22 protein-coding genes are annotated in these 24,014 nt (G+C 45.5%); 13 read left to right on the forward strand and 9 right to left on the reverse strand.

Annotated features, from left to right (window positions below):
- Window positions 1-32 precede the first annotated feature (32 nt).
- Window positions 33-1,199, reverse strand: a complete 1,167-nt coding sequence (locus QUA25_RS01115; RefSeq protein ID WP_333034904.1) for a glycosyltransferase family 4 protein — start codon at window positions 1,197-1,199, stop codon at window positions 33-35.
- Window positions 1,200-2,028: 829 nt separating this feature from the next.
- Between QUA25_RS01115 and QUA25_RS01120 the strand changes: the two genes are divergently transcribed.
- The 5 genes from QUA25_RS01120 (at window position 2,029) to serS (ending at window position 9,065) form a co-directional block, all read left to right on the forward strand.
- Complete coding sequence (locus QUA25_RS01120) at window positions 2,029-3,009, forward strand: ABC transporter substrate-binding protein (RefSeq protein WP_333034905.1); 981 nt, start codon at window positions 2,029-2,031, stop codon at window positions 3,007-3,009.
- Between the two features lie 181 nt (window positions 3,010-3,190).
- Complete coding sequence (locus tag QUA25_RS01125) at window positions 3,191-4,735, forward strand: sugar ABC transporter ATP-binding protein (RefSeq protein ID WP_333034907.1); 1,545 nt, start codon at window positions 3,191-3,193, stop codon at window positions 4,733-4,735.
- Window positions 4,732-5,736 (forward strand): ABC transporter permease subunit, encoded by a 1,005-nt coding sequence (locus QUA25_RS01130; protein WP_333034908.1) that lies wholly within the window; start codon window positions 4,732-4,734, stop codon window positions 5,734-5,736. The genes QUA25_RS01125 and QUA25_RS01130 overlap by 4 nt, the downstream gene beginning before the upstream one ends.
- A 48-nt stretch (window positions 5,737-5,784) precedes the next feature.
- On the forward strand, window positions 5,785-7,416 hold the full coding sequence (locus QUA25_RS01135; RefSeq protein WP_333034910.1) for an iron uptake porin: 1,632 nt from the start codon (window positions 5,785-5,787) through the stop codon (window positions 7,414-7,416).
- A 368-nt stretch (window positions 7,417-7,784) separates the two neighbouring features.
- Window positions 7,785-9,065, forward strand: a complete 1,281-nt coding sequence (serS, locus tag QUA25_RS01140) for a serine--tRNA ligase (protein WP_333034911.1) — start codon at window positions 7,785-7,787, stop codon at window positions 9,063-9,065.
- Between the two features lie 485 nt (window positions 9,066-9,550).
- On the opposite strand, the gene QUA25_RS01145 is transcribed toward serS, so the two are convergent.
- Window positions 9,551-10,567 carry a hypothetical protein gene (locus tag QUA25_RS01145; RefSeq protein WP_333034912.1) on the reverse strand — a complete coding sequence of 339 codons (1,017 nt, stop codon included), beginning with the start codon at window positions 10,565-10,567 and terminating at the stop codon, window positions 9,551-9,553.
- A 246-nt stretch (window positions 10,568-10,813) separates the two neighbouring features.
- Between QUA25_RS01145 and QUA25_RS01150 the strand changes: the two genes are divergently transcribed.
- Both QUA25_RS01150 and QUA25_RS01155 read left to right on the forward strand, forming a co-directional pair.
- Window positions 10,814-12,679 (forward strand): 3-oxoacyl-[acyl-carrier-protein] synthase III C-terminal domain-containing protein, encoded by a 1,866-nt coding sequence (locus QUA25_RS01150; RefSeq protein ID WP_333034914.1) that lies wholly within the window; start codon window positions 10,814-10,816, stop codon window positions 12,677-12,679.
- Window positions 12,679-13,605 carry a DUF6999 family protein gene (locus QUA25_RS01155; protein WP_333034915.1) on the forward strand — a complete coding sequence of 309 codons (927 nt, stop codon included), beginning with the start codon at window positions 12,679-12,681 and terminating at the stop codon, window positions 13,603-13,605. Before QUA25_RS01150 ends, QUA25_RS01155 begins: the two co-directional genes overlap by 1 nt.
- A gap of 123 nt (window positions 13,606-13,728) precedes the next feature.
- Here the strand turns inward: QUA25_RS01155 and QUA25_RS01160 are convergent, their stop codons facing one another.
- A complete protein-coding gene (locus QUA25_RS01160; protein ID WP_265236679.1) occupies window positions 13,729-13,866 on the reverse strand; it encodes a hypothetical protein in 138 nt (45 codons plus the stop codon).
- A 317-nt stretch (window positions 13,867-14,183) separates the two neighbouring features.
- Here QUA25_RS01160 and msrA point away from each other — a divergent pair, with 317 nt between their 5' ends.
- The 4 genes from msrA (at window position 14,184) to QUA25_RS01180 (ending at window position 16,395) form a co-directional block, all read left to right on the forward strand.
- Complete coding sequence (gene msrA / locus QUA25_RS01165; protein WP_333034916.1) at window positions 14,184-14,837, forward strand: peptide-methionine (S)-S-oxide reductase MsrA; 654 nt, start codon at window positions 14,184-14,186, stop codon at window positions 14,835-14,837.
- A gap of 173 nt (window positions 14,838-15,010) precedes the next feature.
- Window positions 15,011-15,316, forward strand: a complete 306-nt coding sequence (locus tag QUA25_RS01170; RefSeq protein WP_333034917.1) for a hypothetical protein — start codon at window positions 15,011-15,013, stop codon at window positions 15,314-15,316.
- 121 nt (window positions 15,317-15,437) lie between these two features.
- Window positions 15,438-15,779 (forward strand): YtxH domain-containing protein, encoded by a 342-nt coding sequence (locus QUA25_RS01175; protein WP_006632275.1) that lies wholly within the window; start codon window positions 15,438-15,440, stop codon window positions 15,777-15,779.
- Between the two features lie 37 nt (window positions 15,780-15,816).
- On the forward strand, window positions 15,817-16,395 hold the full coding sequence (locus QUA25_RS01180) for a DUF948 domain-containing protein (protein ID WP_333034919.1): 579 nt from the start codon (window positions 15,817-15,819) through the stop codon (window positions 16,393-16,395).
- Between the two features lie 17 nt (window positions 16,396-16,412).
- Here the strand turns inward: QUA25_RS01180 and QUA25_RS01185 are convergent, their stop codons facing one another.
- The 3 genes from QUA25_RS01185 to argB all read right to left on the reverse strand — a co-directional run bounded on the left by QUA25_RS01185 (window position 16,413) and on the right by argB (window position 19,737).
- A complete protein-coding gene (locus QUA25_RS01185; protein ID WP_333034921.1) occupies window positions 16,413-18,200 on the reverse strand; it encodes a cellulose-binding protein in 1,788 nt (595 codons plus the stop codon).
- Window positions 18,201-18,398: 198 nt separating this feature from the next.
- On the reverse strand, window positions 18,399-18,662 hold the full coding sequence (locus QUA25_RS01190) for a DUF4926 domain-containing protein (protein WP_333034923.1): 264 nt from the start codon (window positions 18,660-18,662) through the stop codon (window positions 18,399-18,401).
- Window positions 18,663-18,825: 163 nt separating this feature from the next.
- Window positions 18,826-19,737, reverse strand: coding sequence for an acetylglutamate kinase (gene argB / locus QUA25_RS01195; RefSeq protein WP_333034924.1), 912 nt, complete (start codon window positions 19,735-19,737; stop codon window positions 18,826-18,828).
- Window positions 19,738-19,983: 246 nt separating this feature from the next.
- Here argB and QUA25_RS01200 point away from each other — a divergent pair, with 246 nt between their 5' ends.
- Window positions 19,984-20,775: an HAD family hydrolase gene (locus tag QUA25_RS01200; RefSeq protein ID WP_333034925.1), complete on the forward strand. Its 792-nt coding sequence runs from the start codon at window positions 19,984-19,986 to the stop codon at window positions 20,773-20,775.
- A gap of 70 nt (window positions 20,776-20,845) precedes the next feature.
- On the opposite strand, the gene mreD is transcribed toward QUA25_RS01200, so the two are convergent.
- The 3 genes from mreD to QUA25_RS01215 form a co-directional block, all read right to left on the reverse strand.
- Complete coding sequence (mreD, locus tag QUA25_RS01205; protein WP_333034926.1) at window positions 20,846-21,415, reverse strand: rod shape-determining protein MreD; 570 nt, start codon at window positions 21,413-21,415, stop codon at window positions 20,846-20,848.
- On the reverse strand, window positions 21,412-22,218 hold the full coding sequence (mreC, locus tag QUA25_RS01210; RefSeq protein ID WP_333034928.1) for a rod shape-determining protein MreC: 807 nt from the start codon (window positions 22,216-22,218) through the stop codon (window positions 21,412-21,414). The genes mreD and mreC overlap by 4 nt, the downstream gene beginning before the upstream one ends.
- 87 nt (window positions 22,219-22,305) lie before the next feature.
- Window positions 22,306-23,313: a rod shape-determining protein gene (locus QUA25_RS01215; RefSeq protein WP_006632285.1), complete on the reverse strand. Its 1,008-nt coding sequence runs from the start codon at window positions 23,311-23,313 to the stop codon at window positions 22,306-22,308.
- Window positions 23,314-23,643: 330 nt separating this feature from the next.
- Between QUA25_RS01215 and QUA25_RS01220 the strand changes: the two genes are divergently transcribed.
- Window positions 23,644-24,003, forward strand: a complete 360-nt coding sequence (locus QUA25_RS01220; RefSeq protein WP_190663675.1) for a single-stranded DNA-binding protein — start codon at window positions 23,644-23,646, stop codon at window positions 24,001-24,003.
- Window positions 24,004-24,014 lie beyond the last annotated feature (11 nt).

The raw sequence follows: 24,014 nt of genomic DNA on the forward strand, positions 1-24,014 counted from the left end.
AATTTTCCCATTGTACACCCAGAAACCGCTCTCTACGGCATAAGTTTATCTGAGTCAGAGGGTTGAAAAATTCCTTGTAAGGATTGACAAAGGGATTCAAAACTAAATCTTGCCAGGGTTTGTTCCCTCAACCAGTGGCGATCGCACCTTTTATCCTCTCCTCGCAGCATTTCCACACAAGCAAGCGCTACTGCTGCTGAATCTCGGTGGGGAACTCGCCATCCCAGTTTACCATCTTGCAGCGGATCTGCTGACCCGTCCGCGTCTCCCGCGAGTACGGGTACTCCGCAAGCCAGCGCTTCCAAATAAACTATACCGAAGCCTTCCTGGGAGGGCATTACATAAGCATCGGCCAACTGGTAATGTGATCCTAAATTATCTGTCGTTACAAAACCCGCAAATATTACTCTTTCGGTAACTCCCAAATCATCAGCAAGTTTGACTAATCTCGATTGATCGTCTCCTCTGCCAATAACTAAGTATTTCACAGTCGGAAAAGTTTGGGCTATTTGCGGCAAAGCTTGAATTGTGACATCGACCCCTTTGTAAATATCCGTCGATCGCAATCTGGCCACGGTCATCAATATTTTAGCACCAACCAAATTGTACTGCTCTAATAAATTCTGTGGCTTCGGCCCAGTCGTAAATATATTTTCATCTACCGTACAAGGCACTATGTGGAATTTTTCGGGATTTAATTGGTTAATTTCGCAAGTGCGATCGCGCGTGTACCTGCTAATAGTCCAAATACTGTCAGCTTTACTCATTGCTGTTTGATATTTGGGCGGAAGCGTTTCCCAAACTTCCTTGCCGTAAGTTAAAATTGTGTAGGGAATTCCCAAGGGTTGGCAGAGAATTTGAATTAGCGGTGCGAGTTTGATGTGACCGCAAAAAACCCGCTGCGGTCGTTTTTGCAGCAAGCGAGTTAGTAATACTGTAGCAAACTTAAGACGACCAAACCAGGGATTCTCGGTTTTGAGGTAATAAAATTTCAGATTTTTTGACTCGTAAGGATTGTTGCAGTCTGGGGAATCTCGCAACAGCAAAACTTCAGCTTGCGGCGCTGAGTTTGTCCCTGCGGTTATGGACAGGTAAGCTTTCAAAATGTCTTGAACGTAGGATTGAATGCCGCCTTCGCTGGCAAATATTTCTAGGAAACAGAATAGGTGATTTGTCGATCGCATCTCTGGTTTAGGCATTGACAGCGCAGACAATTATTGCTGTAGAGTAACTTTTCAAAAAAGGGCGATCGCCATTATCCAGAGCTTTTAAACCATGTCAAGATGACTGTAGTTGCAGGTTTTACAGGCAAATATTTGACTCGCTTAATCTCACCGTTGGTTTTGAGCGACGATCTGCTTTTTTATTAGGGCTTTTTAACTAGCTGCATGGGTGAGTGCGAGGCTGTGGTTGAAGTTTACTATAATCTACCGTAATTTACTGTAAACTTAATGATTTTTTACAAAATTATGCACCAAACAAAAATTAAGATTTATTGAGTTGGTACTGCGCGTCCGACCAGACTGCGGATCAGCAGACCGATGCCGATCGAGGCGATCGCATCTTTACTTTTTGGTAAAAGTATTGTATATCTAAAGATAGATATCGCTCCTGTGTTTAACTGTTATCATCAGCCAAGATAGAGAGTTAAATTGAATATGACTCTGCCAGCTTTTAAAAGCAGTTTCTGAAATATTTGGTCAAAAATATTCTCATAAAATTTTCTCAAAAAGTGAAATAAAATAATGCTCATAAAGCATTGAAAAAAATCCAGATTGTTGATTGTTTGGGCAGCCAGAAGAGAGATTGAATATTCATATCCTTTCCGTTTGTAAAAGCAGTCTAACGAGCCGATAGAGAAAGTTTTACGAGCAGAAAAAACTAGGTTCCGTACAATTATGTACGCAGAAAAGCCGCTCACCTACAACATTAGGTATTCGAGCTTAAACCTGACAAAAGCTAATGTTAGGTTGGCAACTTCATATGTACAAGTGACTCTTTCCAAAAGAGAATTCATTGGAGTTTGAGGTGAAACGAGTAACCATCGCACTCAGTCTTTTTAGTCTACTCAGCAGCACTCTGGCAAGTTGCACAGCGGCTTCCCGGAACGCTCAAAACAGCATACAAACCAGCAACTCCGAACTTTCATCAGTTGCTGTAGCAGTCCGCGACCTCGGTAATCCATTCTTCGTACAAGTTGGCAAGGGCGCTGAGGCCGAAGCCAAGAAAATAGGCGGTGCAAACGTGAGGACAACTCTCGTTTCCAGCGGCGACGATTTAAATCAGCAATTTAATCAAATCGAAAACTTTATTGCCTCTAATGTCAGCATGATTGTACTCAATGCTGCTGACACCAAAGGCATTGCCCCCGCTGTCGAAAAAGCCAAGCAAGCCGGAATTCCGATAATTGCAGTTGATACCGCCGCCGAGGGAGGCGTGGATGCCACAGTTACTTCCAATAACGTGCAAGCTGGCGAAGTAAGCTGTCAATATATAGCCGATCGCTTGAAAGGAAAAGGCAGCGTTGTGATTATCAACGGGCCTCCCGTCGCTTCAGTCGTCGAGCGAGTTCAGGGGTGCCAAAGTGTCTTCTCCAAATATCCCGATCTCAAAGTTCTTTCCAAAGATCAGAACGCAGAAGGTAGTCGCGATGGCGGGTTAAGAGTGATGAGCGATTTGCTTACTTCCTTCCCAAAAATTGATGCTGTTTTTGCAATTAATGACCCCTGTGCCATTGGTGCAGAATTAGCAGCCAAGCAAGCACAAAGGAGCGAGTTCTTTATTGTTGGAGTTGATGGTGCACCTGAAGCTTTAGATGCGCTCAAGCAGAACAACAGTTTATTTGTGGCTACAGCAGCTCAAGATCCATTTCGCATGGCAGCCAAGGCAGTTGAAGTCGGGAACGACATTCGGAAAGGAAACAAGCCAGCCAATCCAAACATTCTGATTCCAGTAGCGCTGATTACTCGCGAAAACGTTAATCAACATAAAGGCTGGACTAGCGAGTGACCTTCTTCGTGTCAAGTTAAGACTAAAACCCTTGAGGAATCCCGTTTTTCCCCGAGTCTAGATACCCCTAAATCCCCCTTAAGAAGGGGGACTTTGAGAAGAATCTTCTCCCCCTCTTCTTAAGGGGGGCTAGGGGGTATCTAAGTTTAATAGTCAAGCAGATTTCCTTACGGTATTTACAATGGTAAATAGCACTCAAAATTCAATTAAAACTAAGCCCGTCCTCGAAATGCAAGGTATTACAAAAACCTTTCATGGTTTTACAGCGTTGCACGATGTAAATATCACCGTTTACCCAGGTGAAGTCCACGCCCTGATGGGGGAAAACGGTGCGGGCAAAAGTACGCTGATGAAAATTCTGGCGGGAGCCTACATAGCTGATGGAGGCGAAATCAGAATTGACGGTCAAGCTGTTAAGATGACAGACCCCGGTCAAGCCAGAAATTTAGGGATAGCGATTATTTATCAAGAACTCAATCTCGCCCCCAATCTGACAGTTGCTGAAAACATTTTTATGGGCAGCGAGCTGAAGAAAGGAGGTACATTTTTAGACCAAGATGAAATGCGGCGTAGGGCCGCTGAGGTATTAAAAAACCTCGATGCAAGTTTTGATGCTGGCGACCGAGTTTCCACACTTTCAATTGCCGAACAGCAGCAAGTGGAAATAGCTAGGGCGCTCAAAGATAAAAGCAGAATTTTAGTGATGGACGAGCCGACAGCAGCACTTTCAGACCGCGAAACAGATAAGCTTTTTGAAGTGGTTCGCCGTTTGCGGAATGAGGGCATTGCTATTATTTATATCAGCCACCGGATGGAAGAGATTTATGCTCTTGCCGATCGCGTGAGTGTCATCCGAGATGGCGGGTATATTGGCTCTCTGGAAAAGCACGAAATTTCTGCCAATCGCTTGGTGGAAATGATGGTGGGTCGTTCTTTACAGGATTTGTACGAAAACAAGCATCAAATAACACCGGGTGCTGTTGTTCTTGAGGTAACAAATTTAAGCGACGGCCGCAAAGTAAAGCCTGCCACTTTTCAACTTCATGCGGGCGAAATTCTGGGTTTAGCTGGTTTAGTTGGCGCTGGCAGAACAGAACTTGCCCGCCTGATTTTTGGTGCCGATCGAAAGACAAGCGGTGAAATAAAACTGGAAGGCCGTCATCTCAATGTCTCGACACCCAATGAAGCAATGGCAGCCGGAATTGCTTACGTGCCAGAAGATCGCAAGGCTCTCGGACTATTTTTGGAGGCAAGTTCGGGTGAAAATATCACCATGAATGTCCTCGATCGAGAAGCAAAGGCTGGCATTATTAACTCAAATCTTTTGTTAAAAATTGTCAATGATGCTATTAATAATTTGCAGATTCGCCTTGCAAGCCCGAGCATCAGGGCAATGGATCTTTCTGGGGGGAATCAGCAGAAGTTGCTGCTAGCGCGTTGGTTGGCTATCAACCCAAAGGTACTTTTGCTAGATGAACCGACGCGGGGTGTGGACATTGGCGCCAAAAGCGAAATTTATCGAATTATTAGCGATTTGGCAGCCAAGGGTGTAGGTATTTTAATGATTTCCAGCGAGTTGCCGGAAATTGTCGGAATGAGCGATCGCGTCTTAGTGATGCGAGCAGGAAGCCTCGTCGGTGAAGTAGGCGGATCGACTGGGGAAGCAATTACGCAAGAGAACATTATGGCTTATGCCACCGGGGCAACAGAGGTAAAAAAATCATGAGTCAAACAGAAGTAAAAAACACCAGAAATCAATCAAGCGATCGCCAAAAAGCCAGTAAAGCTCAAGCTTGGAGAAATTTTATCCAAGTGGCCGGTATCCTGCCGATTTTGGTTGGCATCTGTATCATTTTTTCGCTGGTAACGCCCAACTTTCTTTCAGTAGGAAATTTGATCAATGTCATCCGGCAAGCATCGATCAATATTGTCCTTGCTACAGGCATGACTTTTGTGATTTTGACGGGGGGAATTGACCTTTCAGTCGGGTCAATTTTGGGCGTGACGGCAGTTGTGGGGGTGCTGGTTTCCTTAGTTCCAGGTCTCGGTTGGTTTGCCGTACCCGCTGCCTTAATAGCGGGAGTCTTTTTGGGATTGCTTAACGGCTCGCTAATTGCCTATTTAGGTTTGCCTCCGTTCATCGTAACCCTTGGTTCTTACACTGCTTTGCGGGGAGTTGCTTATTTAGTAGCTAACGGCACTACAGTTATCAATAGAAATTTGAATTTTGCTTGGGTAGGTAACAGCTATGTTGGCCCTATTCCCTGGTTAGTTATTATCGCTTTTTTCGCAGTTTTAGCGAGTTGGTTTGTCTTGCGGCGGACTGTTCTAGGGAGGCATATTTATGCCGTGGGAGGTAACATTCGGGCAGCACGATTGACAGGTATTAAGGTGAGTCGGGTGCTGTTATTTGTCTATGGCGTGAGTGGGTTGCTTTCTGGTTTAGGTGGAATTATGAGCGCCTCGCGCCTCTACAGTGCGACGGGGATGTTGGGGCAAGGCTACGAATTAGATGCGATCGCTGCTGTAATTTTGGGAGGAACGAGTTTCACAGGTGGAATTGGCACTATTTGGGGTACTTTGCTGGGGGCTTTAATTATTGCCCTGCTCAACAATGGACTAACTCTCATGAATGTGTCTTTCTTCTGGCAGTTAGTTGTCAAAGGTCTGGTGATAATTATCGCAGTGACGATTGACAAAGTTCGCACCGGTTCAAGCGCAGCGTAAAGGTATTGCTAATTCGGTGTATCGGTTCCTTATTCGGAGCTTTTTCCTATGCACATCCCGCATTTTTATCGCCTGATTACTGCTTTTATCCTGGGATCGCCTGCTGTATTTCTACTAACATCATCCCCAAGTTTTGCTGCACCAATTGATAGATTAGTTGCTCCTGAACCGTTAAATCCCTTGGCAGAAGACCCGTTCGCCCAGGTGAATTCTGTCTCTCAACTCTCGGATGTAAAACCGACTGACTGGGCTTTTCAGGCGCTGCAATCTCTAGTAGAACGCTACGGCTGCATTGCCGGTTATCCCGACGGAACTTACAGAGGAAACCGCGCGCTGACGCGGTACGAATTTGCTGCAGGATTGAATAGCTGTCTCGATCGCATCAGCGAACTAATTGCCGCAGGAACAACCAACCTGATTACTGGGGAAGATTTAGCGATCGTCCAAAAACTGCAAGCAGAATTTGCCACTGAATTATCGGTGTTGCGGGGTCGAGTCGATACCCTAGATGCACGCACCGCAGAACTAGAAGCTAATCAGTTCTCGACTACGACGAAGCTGAATGCGGAAATTATCGTGGTGGTAACAGATACCTCCGGTAACAGTGTTGGGGATTCGCGCGATCGCACCAACACGATTCTTGCCAACCGGGGGCGATTAAATTTTGAAACCAGTTTCACAGGTCGCGATATGCTGAGAACCCGTTTGGAATTCGGCAACTTGGGCAGGATTGCCGATGAGACGGGTACAAATATGACGGCCTTGAACTTTGATGGCAATGTTGACAACACAATCACCGTCCCTCACGTATTGTATGTCACCCCGCTGACCTCTAATCTCTCGCTGACCGTGGGCCCGACAGGTGTTGGGTATTCCGATATTACCGATTTGCTGACTCCTCCAACGATCGCCAGCGATAGTGAGGGAATTCCCTCGAAGTTCGGACAATACAGTCCTCTCTACCGCCGGGGAGGTGGGGGTGCTGCTGTCAACTGGACGATCGTCAAAAACCTCACCCTGACTGTGGGCTATATCGCAGGAAATCCCAATCTCTCGCAGCAAAGTAACGGTTTATTCAACGGTTCGTACAACGCTCTGGTTCAGCTTGCCTACCGGGGCGATCGCGGAGCCATTGGCGTAGCCTATTCTCGTACCTTTGCACCAAGCGGTAAAGCCGACCTCACAGGCGGTACGGGCAGTTTTCTGGCTGCGCGACCGTTTGGGGACAATATTGCTACATCCAGCGATTCTGTAGCCGTACAAGGATTCTACCGCCTTGCTCCCCGCTTCCAAGTTCACGGTTGGGGCGTTTATACTCGCGCCAATGCAGAAAATTCCGGTGTTAGCAGCGTTTCTGATGGTAGAGGTGGCGTGGTTTTGTTAAATGTTGACGGCGACGATCGCGCTGATATTGTGTATGCAGCGATCGGGATCAGTTTCCCAGATGTGGGAGGTGAAGGCAACCTACCGGGGATTTTAGTGGGTTTGCCAGGTCGCGTGACGAGCAGTAATGTGCGCCGCGAGCGAGATACTTCCTATCACATTGAAGCGTTCTATCGCTTTCAGGTCAACGACAACATTTCGATCACCCCTGGTGTTTGGGCCGTTGTTAATCCTGAGAATGACAGCCGCAACGACACTCAATGGGTTTGGTTGCTTCGCACTGGCTTTAACTTTTAAGCGGAAAGATATTTTAGTAACCTAGTCCAGGACGCAAAAACCCAGTTTCTTGACGTAATTGCCTCATTTGAGACGATAATCGCGAGAAACCGGGTTTTTTAGACTGATAGTGCATCCAGGGCTTCAATTCCATGCCACACAACAAAAAACCCCTACCATCGCTGGCTGGGGTAGAAAATTATCAGGGTGCATCTACTAATATTTGCAACTATAACATACATTTGTGGGGTGTCACCCTCCATGGGTGACACCCAACGAAGATTTTGAGTCAGAATAAATTATGATTCAATATGCCAATGATTAACAAAGCTGCTATATCATCTCGTTCTGTCCCAGCCGATCTAAAATTTAAGATTTAGAATAAATCTGTGCTAGACCTCAAATTAATCCGAGAAAACCCGCAAGCCGTGCAAGAAAGCCTCAACCTGCGCGGAGGTAACTATGAAATCGAGCCGATTTTGCAATTAGACAAACAGCAGCGGGAGTTGGAAGGCAAGCGATCGCAACTGCAAGCCCGCAGCAACGAAATTGCCAAACTCATCGGTCAAAAAAGAAAATCGGGTTTACCCCTCGAATCTCCCGAAATTCAGGAACTGCAGGCAGAAGGCAACGCAGTCGGCACCGAGTCGAACGAACTGCAAGCACAGGAAAAAGACCTAAAAGCTCAAATAGAAGCTTTATTGCTACCGCTGCCCAACTTACCGAGTTCCTCAACGCCGATCGGCAAAAATGAAGAGGAAAACGTCGAAATCCGGCGCTGGGGAGACGAATACATACCCCAAAATTCCGGTATTTTACCGCACTGGGAAATAGGGGAAAAGTTAGGAATTCTCAACTTTGAACGCGCTGTAAAAATTTCTCAGCCCCGCTTTGTCGCCTTAATCGGAGCTGGTGCAGCCCTGGAAAGAGCGATTATTCAATTCATGCTCGATCGCCACACAAAAGCTGGTTATGTAGAAGTAATTCCCCCATTTTTAGTTAACACTGAATCCCTCACCGCTACGGGTCAATTACCCAAATTTGCTGAAGAAAGTTTCAAGTGCGACCAAGATGATTTGTGGTTAATTCCTACTTCCGAAGTTCCGGTTGTCAATTTGTACAGAGGTGAAATTTTGACAGCAGAACAGTTGCCAATTTATCACTGTTCTTATACTCCTTGTTTTCGGCGCGAAGCTGGCAGTTACGGCAAAGATACGAGGGGATTAATTCGATTGCACCAATTTAATAAAGTTGAATTGGTGAAACTCGTGCATCCGAGTACCTCCGAGGCAGAGCACGAAAAATTAGTGCAGGATGCCGAGGGAGTTTTGCAGGCGCTGAAATTGCCTTATCGGACGATCGCACTGTGTACGGGCGATTTAGGTTTCGCTGCAGCCAAAACCTACGATTTAGAGGTGTGGCTGCCATCTGCGGGCAAATACCGCGAGATTTCCAGTTGTTCCAACGTCGCAGATTTTCAGGCGCGGCGGGCAAATATTCGCTTTAAAGAAGCGGGTAAAAAAGGCACTCAATTCGTTCACGCCCTGAACGGTTCCGGTTTAGCTGTGGGCCGCACAATGGCAGCAATTTTGGAGAATTACCAGCAGCCGGATGGAACTGTAAAAGTGCCGGAAGCCTTACAACCCTATTTGGGACGGGAAGTTTTATAAACAAGTTTGTAGTTATATCAAATCTGTTAGCATCGGAATTATTCCTCTCTCTATTCTCGACCTCTGCGTGAATCTGCGTCAATCCATTGTTATCTGCGGTTCCGAAATTATCTTTTTTTTACCGCAGATGAGGGCAGATAAACACAGATTAACGCAGATGAATTAGATCGAGTCCGGTTGCACCGTTCGTGGTTGAATGTTGACTGGATTTGACGCCCGACGATGCTACCGGATTTGATATTACTGGGCGATTGAAATCGATCCTAGACAAACTTTCGTCCCAGCAGAAGGGGACTAAAAAATAACGTAAAACACGAATGCTGTTAGATACCAGACAACTTCGGCAAAGTCGGGTATCTGGGCGTTCTATTTTTTATCGATTTCTTCCTTCTTCGTTCTTCCTGATATCCGTTACATCCGTTACATCCGTTACATCCGTTACATCCGTTACACAATCCGTTGCCGAACTTCCTTCTTCCTTCTACTTACAATTGGCTCAACGCTTCTTTGATATTTAATGCTAAAAATCTATCCAATGCTAGATACATCCAATAAACAGATAACTGACTATCACTGCTAGTCTTCTGAAATCCCAAGGCCAGGCACAGTTTTTCGTACATGGGGTGAATCATCAGGGTGTACAAGTCGCAAAGATTGGGAAAATCTGTTTGCATTTCGCCTAAAACTTTTTGTGTGTCTTCGAGAAAAGCAATGCGGTATTCTGACAAATACTGCGGCTCGATCATCCAACTGCGGACAAATACTGACTGGCAATTTATATCTCCTGGTAGCGCCATCTTGAAAGGATCGATATCGGAAATAGAACTTAAATGAAGCCCTTTACTAGCAGCATTAAAAAAATTTACTTCAGATTCGCTAGCTGTGGGATAAAGTAAGTAAAAGCCGACTGGATTGAGATTATCTGAGCGGCGCAAAACTCGCATTCCCTTTGAGTATTGACTGGCAAAAAACCGGAGTATTTTAGCAATTTTGTGGGGAACGGCGTTAGTGTTTCGGTTCATCCAGTTGTAATTGGTGGCTAATAAATTGGCAACCGGAATCGCGTCGCACCGGGGGTCAAAATTATCTAATTGGAGTTGTACAGGCTTTTGAGGTTCGGCGGCCTCTAAAATTTCTGAAACTGGTTGAATTTGAATTGCCGTAGCGTTACCATCAAAGTGTTTTGCGATTAATCCGAGTGCTGCTAATTTATCTAACATCATTCCGGCGGCCCGATCGCTTCCGCGATCGGAATCGCAGTAAAATAGTTCGGCGGCTTCCCGGTGAGTGCACTGCACTTCTGTTGCTGGCACTTCCAGTTTCGCCAGCGGTGGTTTGAGACGGGGCTGGCTTTCCTGAAGCTGTTTCACCGATAAGTAAACCCAAAGCCTGATAAAGCATTCAGCCCTAGTGCGAGTTACGCCTACTCGTTTCATCAACAGCGAAACAGCCGTGCGGCGTTGAGAAGGAGAATACCAAGTATCTAGTTTTGCAATATCCATTTGAGTCGGGAAGCTGCGAAGGAACTCTAGTTACATATTGGCTCAATTACAATAAACTTCACCCCGCTTCAGATTACTTGTTGCCGCTGTTGCTCAACTTGCCTGATTTCCGGCGACTCTACAAGATAGCTGCTTGCTCCTTGCAAGTTCACTGCTTCACAAAGCATTATCAATTTTAGATATTTTCTCGCTTGATTTAACAAACGAACGAACCCGAGTAAATTAGCAACTTTAGAGGTGTACGCCATGTACAGTGCTTATATCAATCGGATGGGAAAATTTTTGCCGGGAGAACCAATTAATAATGATGAGATGGAAGAATATCTCGGCAAAGTTGCCTCGCGCCCTTCGAGAGTCAGGCAGCGAATTCTCAATAGCAACGGCATTCAACAGCGCTACTACGCGATCGACAAACAGCAGCAAACACTATATTCTAACAGTCAAATGGCAGCGTTTGCCGTCCGTGACGCGATCGCCCAGGCAAATTTGGAACCAGGGGCGATCGACTTATTGGCCTGCGCTACCACTTTACCAGACTTATTAGTACCGGGATTTGCCAGCACAGTACACGGGGAACTTTCCGAATTATCCCCCCTAGAAATAGTGTCAACTCAAGGAGTTTGCTGTGCCGGAGTTAGTGCTTTAAATTACGCCGCCTCTCAAATCGAACTCGGCAAGAAACAAGCCGCCATTGCCGTCGCTTCCGAATTTCCCTCGCGCCTGTTTAAAAACACCAAATTTGAAGTAAAGACTTCAGTGCAAGCGGGAAAACCCCTGCCTTTCGATACAGAATTTCTGCGCTGGATGCTCTCCGACGGTGCGGGAGCATTGTTGCTCCAAAACCATCCTAATGCGACAGGAATTAGTTTAAAAATAGAATGGATTGAACTCGTTTCTCACGCCAATGCTTATCCTGTTTGTATGTATTCAGGATTAGCCGACGAAACATCCACTAAAAGCTGGTTGGATTATTCCTCCTACCTCGATGCCGCCACAGCGGGAGCTTTTGACTTGCGGCAAAATATTCGCTTGCTGGAAAATGTAATGAAATTAGGCGTTGAAGGTTGGCTGCGGTTGATTAAAGCCGGGAGAGTTTGTCCGCAGGAAATCGACTGGCTGCTGTGCCACTATTCGTCTCACTTTTTCCGGGGGCAAATTGTAGAACTTCTGGAACAAGCAGGCTGCATGATTCCTGAAGAAAAATGGTTTACCAACTTATACACACGCGGAAATACAGGCTGCGCTGCGATTTATTTAATGTTAGAGGAATTGTTCAATTCTGGCAAGTTGCAGCCGGGACAGAAAATCTTTTGTTTTGTCCCGGAAAGCGGGCGCTTTACCACGGCATATATGATGTTAACTGTGGAAAATACCCATAAGCCTATGAGTTCTCAAATTTCTAACTTTCATGAGGTTCCCGAAGCTTCGCCTCTCGAAAGTGTGAAACCTGCACACCCCAACTCTCCGCAAGCTTATTTGTTGCGGGAGTTAGCATGGATTTGGCTGAAGTTCGATCGCGAAATTCGTTCTGTTCCTATTGTCCGCAAATTGTACCGAGGAGAGTTTACAATAGAAGATTATCAAGCTTTGCTGTGCAATCTCCGGCCGCAAGTTGTAGAGGGAGCTCGCTGGATTGCTCGCGCTGCTTCTAACATGAGTGACTTTCGCCTGCGATCGACTTTTATCGGCCATGCCCAAGACGAACACCGCGACTATCAAATGCTAGAACAAAATTATGTTTCTGTGGGCGGTGAATTGGCAAAAATTGTGGAATATGATAAGAATATTGGCAGTGAAGCACTATCAGCTTTTATCTTCCACCAAGCATCGCGGGAAAATCCGGTCGATTTAATTGGCAGTATGTTTATTATCGAAGGATTGGGCAATCGGTTGGCGGGAAAGTGGGCAAAACAAATTAAAGAAAGTCTCGGTTTGCAAGACGAACAAGTATCGTTTTTAGCGTATCACGGATCTAATGACGAGTCGCATTTAGCCAAACTAGAAAATTTGATTAATGCCGAATGGATGACAGATGATATTGCCCGCCGCATTGTCAAAACCGCTCGCGTCACTGCTCGTTTATATTTGCTGCAATTGGAGGAAATTCGTTAATGCAAAAGCTGCAAAAACAAGATACCGAAAATCTCCCCGATGAGCGAAAAATCCCTTACGCTACCAAACCCTACAACCGCCGAGATCCGAATGTTTGGGATGTGCTTTTTTGCGATCGATCTATTCCCGTGGATTTAGTGGCAAAAGCTTACATGATCCGGGATTTGCAAAACTGGACTCGCAGTTATTTGCTGATTCCGATCAAAGTAATTGCTAACTTGTTGCTGGCGGTAATTATGACAACAAAGCGCCTGTTGCCATTTCAATTCCGCGCTTACACTTTAATGCACAAATCGGCTGCATTTTTCCTAAATAACTTTGTCTCGCCAGAAGCTTGTTATTTAATTGTCCGACACATCTGCATCGGCTCCAACATTATTAACTTCTTGATTGACAACGGCCCTGACACCCAGATAGAAAAGTCAAAGCTTTATCCGCGCACTGTTAACGATTTAGCTGACAATGCGTTTCTCGAACACGACTTAATTCTCTATAACTTTGTCTGGGATTACAACCAGGCAATGCTGACAAATCCTAACTGGTTGCAAGTGGTCAAAAAACGGGGAATAAATTATGATAGCATTCAACCAGTAGAAGTTGCCATAGATTTTGAAAAACGCAGATTGCTAAACATTCTGGATTTAGAATCGGCGATCGAATTGTTTAAAGTTTTTTATTCTTTGTGTTTGACTAGCGACGAATTTGCGCGAGCAGTGATGTCGCTTCAGTTAGATGAAAACTTCGGAGTGTACGTCAGCGAGATTACGGGAAATTGCGACTGGAATCATGTAATTGTCAATCGCCATCCGCTAGCCCCAAACAGTCCGTTTAATGCGGCACGCGACTTGTTTTTGCACGGGATAGTTTCGGAATATCTCTATCGGTATTTGGAACTGCAAAAAGAGATGAGAAATGTTTCAAAGTAAGGTGCTTAGGTATGTGTAACGTAAGCACCTTACGAATATAAATAGCGCGTCCAATAACTTTTTGCGTAAGTCCTAAAGTTTGAAAGAATGGTTAATTTTTAGGTCAAAAATCAATAGGAAAACTCAAGCTGCTGCTAGCTGTGCTTGTTCTGCTGCTTTGGGCAAAGTCTGATTTACCACAATCCACTTGCCTGTAATTGGGTCGCGGTAAGTAATAAACGGATTAGATTTTAAAGGTTGACTACAAGGTTTAGCGCCCATTTCTACACACTCCCAATAAATGGTATTGAATAACTACTACAACACCATACCTTTAATAATCGGCTATTTTGCCTAAAATCCGCGTGATTTACAACTCAACAATAGGTGATATTTTAGGTGTGTTTTGGTGACATAGAACACTACCTAATGTGATTTAAAACTGCGTTGGCAGTGAGCAGTATCACCAAAAACCTTCCGTAAAAAAAATCGGCCTTCTGGTTTTTACCTTCTACCTTTAAGAGGGCCACTACTTTCAGTATACATCTGATATTATTAAGTAAGGTAAAGACGTTTATCAGAGATCCCCTCACAAACTTATGGTGCTATTTGGATTTGGCAAAAAGTCGAGCCTGCCCTCTCCCCAAGAGGCCTTGCCGGGGCGGGCAGAGTCGATGTCGGTACCGGCAACTCACTTTGTTAACGGCAATCCGCTCAAACCTCCCTTTCCAAACGGCATGGAGACTGCCTTGTTTGGCCTGGGCTGTTTTTGGGGAGCAGAACGCAAATTTTGGCAACAAAATGGAGTTTTTTCGACCGCTGTTGGCTACGCGGCCGGGATTACTCCGAATCCTACTTACAATGAAGTTTGCAGCGGGATGACGGGACATAATGAAGTAGTTCTGGTTGTGTTCGATCCCAAAGTAATTAGTTACGAAATGCTGCTCAAAGTTTTTTGGGAAAGTCACAATCCTACTCAAGGAATGCGTCAGGGCAATGATTCTGGTACTCAGTATCGATCGGGAATTTACACGTATTCAGCCAGCCAAAAGCAGCTAGCTGAAGCTTCGCGCGATGCTTACCAGCAGGCTTTGACTGCGGCAGGTTACGGCAAGATTACCACTGAAATTATTGATGCTCCTGAGTTTTATTACGCAGAAAGCTATCATCAGCAGTATCTTGCTAAAGAGCCGAACGGTTATTGCGGTTTGGGCGGTACTAAGGTTTGTTTGCCTGCTATGTCTCAGGCTTAAAAATTGACCCCGCTTAGGGAGAGGGACACATAGTTCAGGACAAAACATTGTTGTGTCCTTAAAACAGAGCTCAGGACGCAACAATGTTGTCTCCCTACAATATATCTGGTAGGCCGTTGCTCATAGCCCGCCACAAAAAGCGGAATATGTTAGTAGTTGAAAATAAGTAATAAATGCTGAATGCTGTTGTAATTATCAATATACTAATATCTGTAGTCTGTTTTTATATCGCTGCGAGAGTGTGGAAAATCAGGCGGACGATCGCACGTTTGGAACTTCGGATCGCAGCAATCGAACGCTGTAGCAGCAATATCCTCAGTACGACGCCCGGTTTCCTTGGTAAAAGGCAGCAAGGTACCCGCCAACTGCGACTACGTTATCAACAACTGGAATTGCAACTGCAACAGGTTCAGCAACTTTTGGGATTGCTGGGTTTGGGACGGATGCTTTGGCCCAGGCGCGATCGACGTTTGAGGTAAGCTATCCTAAAATTGCTGCCCGTGCTGACTCAGTAGGATTTTCAACAATATTTCTACCTTTGTAAAGGGCTGCGATCGGGCAAACGTGCCTAAAATTGGTGTATGGAGAGAAGTTATAAAAATGTCAACTAAACGTTCAGGATTATTTATTGGCGGTTTGCTTGTTGGTTCTGCGATCGGGGCCGTGACTGGGTTGCTGATAGCACCGCGACCAGGCAAGGAGACGCGGCAGATATTGAAAAAATCGGCCGATGCTTTGCCGGAGTTGGCGGAGGATTTATCGACTAGCGTGCAGTTGCAGGCCGATCGACTTTCTGAAACTGCAATCCGAAATTGGGACGAAACTTTGATTAGACTCAAAGAGGCGATCGCGGCAGGTTTGGAAGCAACTCAGCGGGAACGCCAAACCCTGTCGGAAGCTGAAGCTGAAGTGAGTCCCCCGTCGCGCCCTCCCATCCGCTAAATGGCATGAAATTCTCAACCCCCAATCCCAGATTCAAGTGAGCGATCCCATATTTTGGCTAGGACTTTCGATTTTGCTAGTGGCAGTTAGCCTGACTGCTGTTTTAGTGACTTTAATACCTGCGGTGCAAGCGCTGGCCAGGGCGGCCCGCAGCGTGGAAAAGCTCGCTGACACACTTTCTCGCGAATTTCCGCCCACTTTGGAGGCGATTCGGTTGACGGGGCTGGAAATTAGCGAGTTGACGGATGATGTCAGCGAGGGAGTACAAAGTGCGGGCGAGGTTGTCAAACAGGTCGATCGAAGTATTGGTAGCGCCAAAAAGCAGGCGCAAAACGTCCAGGTAACTACTCGCAGCGTGGTGACTGGGATTAAGGCTGCTTGGAAAACTTTAACTCGGAAGCCGCCGATTTCTGGGACAAATCGCCGGTCAACAGAGAGATTGTCGCCGAGTCAAAGAAGTGCGATTTCGCTAAGGGATTCGGGTTTAGAGGACAGGTATTCTGGGGTTTACGGTGCGAGTGCGAGTAATGGGGAATCGCCCAGGTTGAGGAGTAGCGAGGGTTCTGGTTTACCGGGGGATGCTGAAGAGTTTGAGGAAGTGTCGAAGGATTCTTGATTGCCCCCAATTTCTGATCATCCCTCAACAGCACACCCATCCCACCAGCAAGGATTCTTATCAATAAAATCCATCAAAGCATCATACTTAGGCGAACCCTTTTGTTCCACATACTCCAAAGCCCCCCAACTTCCCCACTTACTAAATGAACTCACATCCACAAAGTGCATGAAAAGACTGCCTCCAGCCTGTTTCCAACTATTCAGTAATTGGGTGTACATATCATACATTTCTGGGCGCCTATTTAATTCCATAAAAAACTTGGTCAGTTTTTCGTTATTCTCAACTCCTTGAATACCTACAATATGTTGACCCCCCTCGTAAACAAATAACTTGAGTCCTTTTTTTTGAGCCACACCTAAGTAATACCTAAAGTCATTATCAACATCGGGCAAACTATCTTTGAATCCCGGAAGTAACCCACCCTCTCTTAATTGCTTAAAAGCTTTGCCAAACCCGCCATCTGCGTCATTCAACCAAGACTCTACTGTGCTGACACTTTCTTTCCCGCCCAAGTTTCCGCTAAAATATCCACCTATGGCTAAGGCATCAATACCGTGTTGATAACAAGGTTTATTGCCCTCAGCTACCCAATAGGGACAATCTAAAGCATAATTGCCTAACTCTCTCCAAGCTCTTTGAGTTCCTAACACGCAGACAACTCGATTCTTTTGATCCCCAAAGACGCCTTTCCAGATATCGCACATTTGAGCACTACGCATTCCGTGCCATTGCATAAAAGCATCGCCTTTATCTCCCCACCTCGCTTTACCTTGTTCCAAGGCATAATTCGATTGTCGAAATGACCAATTCCAAACCTCATTAGAATACTCTACATTAACTTTCAGCTTTGGATCTAAACTATCTTTGACCATTTTAGCAAAGTTAGTCATATAGTCATCCGTAGCCTGATGCGGCATATTAAACCAGGGTTCTGCTTGGACTTTGTTAGCTAAATTCACCATAACTTCTATGGGAACATTTCCTCTGTAAGCATAGGATACACTCTCTGGTTTTGGTCGGTTTGACCATTCTTTTTGTTCAGAACCATTTGTATCCATCCAGTCCATAAAACGCAAGGTTCTAAATTTTTTAATCTTTTCTATAAACAGCGGATTAAATATTTCACCACTTTGAAAAAGCTCTTCATCTTGGGAGCGAACCACTTTAATATTGCGGATATAGTTCCCTGTTTTATTGGGATCGGTAGCAGTAATTGTAATCATTATGCCTCCCCCTTGTGTGGCATCCACATTAATGATATCCCTGCCGGGTTTCGACGCAGCCTCATCTTTTTTGCCATCAAATTGATATTCGATCGCACCTTCACCCTCATAAGTAACAATATATTGCCCTGAAGGATAGCGATTGGGGATTTCCCTAAGTAATAGCGTACTTACCCTAGTATATTTAGGAGCTTCTTCGGGCGATGGCAGAGACTTCACCCATCCATTTTTATCAAGATTTAAAAGATTATACTCCTCTGTATCCCATTCACCTTTACAGTTTGGTTGTCCGCTAACGCATTGAGTTATCCATTGCCTAGAAGATTTGAAAGCATCTAAAAAGGGTAATTGTGTGGAGTAGTCAGCAATACCATTAAGCCCAACTCCTAAAGAAGAGCGAGAATTTGACGTATTTTGTACATTGGCACGCACCGCTACTGTGTTATCTACTTGCCGTACTGGTGTGGGATCGATATTAGTTGTTAAAGCCCAACATCCGGGAATGAAAATGACAAAAATTAATAAACCCAGCACAAAGCCCAGAGCTTTTTTGTTCGATCTGATACTTAATCGAGACATAAATTTGACTAATTTGATTTTTTTAGGTAAAATAGAAGGGGGTGCGGCCAGTTTTAATTTTGATATTTTATCAAAAAGTTCCTTCTCAAACTATCAGCTACAAGATTATTAACATTTTTGTCTCTCAATGGAGGGGCGATCGCCCTTACTGTGCCCAAGTGCGATCGTCCTTATCTAACTTCTATTCTCCTCACATTACTAAGCAACTGCAAGTTCATATTGCAGAACTAAAATTTCATCAGCTTTCAACATAGCCATAGCATATTCACTCCCTTGACTATCAGCAAACTCCACTAAATACTGACATTCTTTTCCCGTCTCATACAGTTCAACAATAGTTCCCACAAGTCCAACTGGCAAACTAGAAATAGATGCATATTCTGGTTCCACTAGCGCTAATCGCGTATTTGAAATCGGCTTGAGAATCGCAACAGAATCCAAAACTCTAAAGTGTTTAATCATAGTTTAAGAAAAGCTGAAATTCAACAACGGTTAGAATTAGTTGAAGTAATTTCCCAGAAGTACCTTTTCAAGGTTTTTAGGGGCAGGTTTAGTTAGGATATACGCAATCGCAGCGAGTTTACCCCTTTCACGCGCCCGCCCTCCCCACGCTAGGATTTACACCTTATTTAGGCCTTAAGTTCGCGCTGCTAAACTCAGAAGCCACAATCATCGACCCAATCCCCGCATCCGTAAATATTTCTTGTAGCAAAGCATGAGGAATTCGACCGTCAATAATGTGAGCACCCTTCACACCCTGAGCCAAACTCCGCACACAACAATTAACTTTCGGAATCATCCCCCCAGACACAACTCCAGACTCAACCAACTCTCTTGCTTCTTGAATATCTAACTTAGCAATCAAACTATCCGGCTTGTGATAATCCTCTAAAATTCCCGCAGTATCGGTCATCAAAATCAACTTTTCCGCTCCCAAACCAGCCGCAATTTCCCCAGCCACCGTGTCAGCATTAATGTTGTAAGATTGACCGTTTTCATCGGCTGCCACACTCGACACCACCGGAATATAACCGCTGTTCACCAAAGACTCCAAAATCTGGATTTTCACGCCGCTGACTTCACCCACAAACCCAATTCCTTCCCGGCCATCTGGACGAGCTTGAATCAGATTGGCATCCTTGCCGCACAATCCCACTGCTTTGCCGCCAGCTTGGTTAATTAACGAAACAATTTCTTTATTTACTTTACCTACCAAAACCATTTCTACAACTTCCATTGTCGCCGCATCAGTCACCCGCAAACCATCCTTGAATTGCGGCTCAATTCCCAATTTTTCCAGCCAAATATTAATTTCCGGGCCACCGCCGTGAACCACAACCGGACGCATCCCCACGCAAGCTAGCAGCACAATATCCCGAACCACCTTGTCTTTGAGATTGCTATCTTTCATCGCCGCACCGCCATATTTGACCACAATGGTGCGACCGGCAAAGTGTTGAATGTAAGGCAGTGCTTCGGACAGCACCTCTACTCGATTAGTGTCCGAATTCCTAACAAAATCGCTTTGTTTGAGCATGGGTAAATTACAGAAGACTAAAAACTTAATTCTAAACTTTAATGGCTAAAGCACATATTAACAGCCACAAAAATCACTTTTTCGCTTAAAGTTATGGACGCACAGGCTCGATCGCCTTTATTGAACCCCATCCTCAACAAATTCATAGGTTTTTTTAATAAAAGCATTAAAATATATGTATTATAACTTATACATTTTTTGCTACAGTCAAGAAATGTATAACTCCCTAGATTTACTTAACGTTTTATGTTAACTGCTGTCGCCCAAGACTCCGAAAACCTTCACTACAAGCTACCATCAGAGGCTGAGTCGTCCCCCCGGATGACGGTATTTTGCGATTTAGACGGGCCCATCGTCGATGTGTCCGATCGCTACTACGCCACCTATCAACAGGGATTAGCCGATACTCAAGCAGTATATCTTGCTCGGGGAATCAACCTCAACCTTCAAATCCTCAGCAAACAGCAGTTTTGGCAAATGAAACAAAACCGAGTGCCCGATGGTGAAATAGCCAAAAGTTCCGGCTTGTCGGGAGAAGAAATTAACGTTTTTCTCGGATGCGTCAGTCAGATTGTCAATCAGCCAGACTTGTTGCACTTAGATCGCATCCAGCCGGGAGTACAATGGGCGATCGGACTTCTGCACTCCCGCGGCGTGCGGCTGATTTTAGTCACCCTGCGGCCGAGAAATCAAGCCGTTCAACTGTTACAAAATTACGGTTTAGCCAGACTGTTTACCAGCATTCGCGGAACTCAGATGGCGGATGCCGCCTATCACAACTATACAGCCTTAAAAACTGAATTGTTGGCTGAAGTTGCAGAAGAATTTGAGTCATCACTGGGTTCGGCTTGGATGATCGGAGATACAGAAGCAGACATCCTCGCAGGAAAAGCATTGGGAATACCTACAATTGCCGTTACCTGCGGAATTCGCAGTCGCTATCAACTCCAAAAGCACCAGCCTAATTTCATTCTCAGCAACTTGATTATTGCCGTTCATCACTTATTAGGTTCCGGTCAACAACTAATAGTAGAATGACTACAGTTAACAATAATTAGTGAACACTTAACTGTTGACTAAGGACTCATGACTGCTGACTAATCGCTGACTAAGGTTTTTCTACATTCCTGGTCATTTCCCACAAGCGATTGAGCGGAAAATAAATCACCGGAGCCCAAAGACTGCTAAGAATAGCAGAACACAAAGCCACTCGCTGGTGATAGCTCCAAATTTCCAGTAAAGCCCGATCGCCCATAGAAAAAAATTGCAGCCCCATCACCGTTTCCGCTACCACCGCCATCCCAAACACAATTAACGCGATCGGAATCGGATCTCTCTCAACAATATCTACCGGAATCGACCAGGTTTTCTGCAAAACAACTGTTAAGACTCCTACAACAACTAAACTGACAGCATGGGTGGGATGAGGAGCCGTCATCGCATCTTGAAGAAACCCCAAAACCAAGCCCATGCTAGCAGCTCCCCAAACTGTACGTTTCCGCTTAATACTCCAAGCTACCAACCAAATTAACAGCCAGTTCGGTCCAATTCCCAGCAATTCCATTCCCGGCATCCGAGTGGGCAATATCAGTATGCACAGCATCACAGATAGAAATGTAACTGCGAAGTTGAGAAATTGGCGCGATCGCGGCGAAGACATCCGAGATAAAGCTTTCATTGTTGCTGTTCTCCATCAGATGGTGCAGAAGATTGACTCTGCGAATCCTTTGGTTCGACTTGCTTAGAGTGGGGGTAAACCACTGCCCACTCCAGAGCATTCATCGGTGCAGAAAACTCAACCACAGCTTCTGGAGCCGGAGTTTTATTCATATCCACCGAAACCACTTTTCCCACAGGCAAACCAGCAGGGAACAACTGACTGTAAGAAGAAGTTGAAACCACATCCCCAGGCTTGACATTGGGAACATTCTCAAAAAACTCCATCACAGCCTGATTTCCGCCTTTCCCGCGCATAAAACCCATGTGGCGACTGCGGGTAATTCCCACACCCAATTGACTCGTAGCGTCGCTGACTAACAGCACCAAGCTAGTATTAGGAGTAACGCTGACAACCCTGCCTACTAAACCGCCGGGGCCCATCACAGTAAAATCTGTTTTGATGCCATCGTTACTGCCGCGCCCCAAGGTTACTTGCTGCCACCAGTGGTCGGCGCTGCGACCGACAATAGGAGCTACAATTCCTGCTGGTTTCTTAGCCGAAACGTAACCTAAAAGCTCTTTTAGCTTCTGATTTTGATTTTCTAATTCTAATAGCTGCGCTTGCAATTCTTGAGTGCGCGCCGAGATAAGTTCCTCTTGCCCAGAGCCGTTGGCGTGAAACGGACGAGTCACCCAATTGTAAACTTCAAATACTGCCGCACCTTGTGTTTGCCGAACTCCCCAAGCGGCAGTTACAGCTAAACCTAGAAGAGCAATTTGCAGCCGCAGATCCCACCACTTTCGGAATGTATTTTTTAGCATAATTTCACTAATCTAAAATTGTTAAGTCAGGATTTTAGATTTGAGATTGCAGCCGTATTTCTAAATCCACAATCCCAAATTTTTTAACTACATATTACGCGACGACTGCCCGCTGAAAACCCGTTCCAACTGTTTGTTTTCCAATACCCTACCAGTTCCCAAAACCACGCAGCACAGCGGATCTGCTGCCACGTGAGTGACAATTCCTGTTTCGTGACTGATCAGAGTATCTAAACCTTTCATCAGTGCGCCACCACCAGCCAGCATAATTCCCCTGTCAATAATATCTGCTGCTAATTCCGGGGGGGTGCGTTCCAAAGTACGCTTGACAGCTTCCACAATTACTGAAAGCGGTTCCGACATACTTTCGCGAATTTCTGGGCCTTTGATAGTAACAGTTCGCGGCAAACCAGACAGTAAGTGCAAGCCCCGCACTTCCATCATTACATCGTCATCCTCTGGAGTTGGATATGCAGAACCAACCTGAATCTTAATTTCTTCAGCAGTGCGTTCGCCGATGACCAAATTGTGAACTTTTTTCATGTATTGGACGATCGCCTCATTGAGTTCGTCGCCGGCTACCCGCACAGACTCACTGATCACCGTACCTTGCAAACTCAAAACCGCAACTTCCGTCGTACCTCCGCCTATATCTATAATCATATTGCCAGTCGCCTCAGCAACAGGCAGTCCAGCTCCGATCGCCGCAGCGATGGGTTCATCAATTAACCGTACTTCTCTAGCACCGGCCTGAGTCGCCGCCTCAATGACAGCACGCCTCTCAACTCCGGTGACACCACTGGGGATGCCAATAATTATCCGCGGCGAAACTAAGCTTCGGCCTTCGTGAACTCTGCGGATAAAAGTCTTAAGCATCAGTTCTGCCGTATCGAAGTCTGCAATTACCCCGTCACGAAGCGGGCGCAGTGCTATGACATTCCCTGGCGTGCGGCCGAGCATTTTTTTTGCTTCTTCTCCAACAGCCAGCGGTATTTTTAAATCTTGGTCGATCGCCACTACAGAAGGTTCCTGCAGAACAATACCTTTGCCCGATACATAAACGAGCGTGTTAGCAGTACCGAGGTCGATACCCATATCTCTAGATAACGAAAATCGATTGAGAAGACCCACTGATTTGTACCCCCCCCAAAAACTAAAATACTATTGTGTGCAATAATGTTGTTACAAAAGTGTAACCGAGGTGGATTCTATTACGTTTTTCATCCTGAGTCTAGTCAGAAATGTACATTGTCGAGCTCAGGTTGAGCGCAGACTTGCCAATCATCCACCATCAATATGTTCTGCTAACTGGGTGTACAATCAGGATGAAGCCTCACAAGCGTTGTTCCAAGTTCAGTTTGGAGGCTAATGCGCGTGTGGACTGTTTAACTACATCACCGATCGACCACATTCCCAAAAAAGTTTATGAGTCTTAATGTTGTGACTTTAGTAGGCCGCGTCGGCGGCGACCCGGACGTTAAGTATTTTGAGTCGGGTACAGTTAAGTGTAGTTTGACGCTGGCAGTGAATCGCAGAACCAAGAACAGCGATCAACCAGACTGGTTTAATCTGGAAATCTGGGGCAAAACAGCGCAGATTGCGGCTGACTACGTTCGCAAAGGCTCTCTAATTGGCGTAACAGGCTCTTTGAAGTTCGATCGCTGGCAAGACCGCAATACGGGTTCAAATCGCTCGAAGCCGGTAATTAAGGTAGACCATTTAGACTTGCTGGGTTCCAAACGCGACAACGAGTCGGGTATGTCGCAACACAACAGCGAATTCTAGCGTTTGGGGAA

This window comes from Microcoleus sp. Pol17C6 (genome assembly GCF_036701145.1).
Taxonomy (GTDB): Bacteria; Cyanobacteriota; Cyanobacteriia; order Cyanobacteriales; family Microcoleaceae; genus Microcoleus.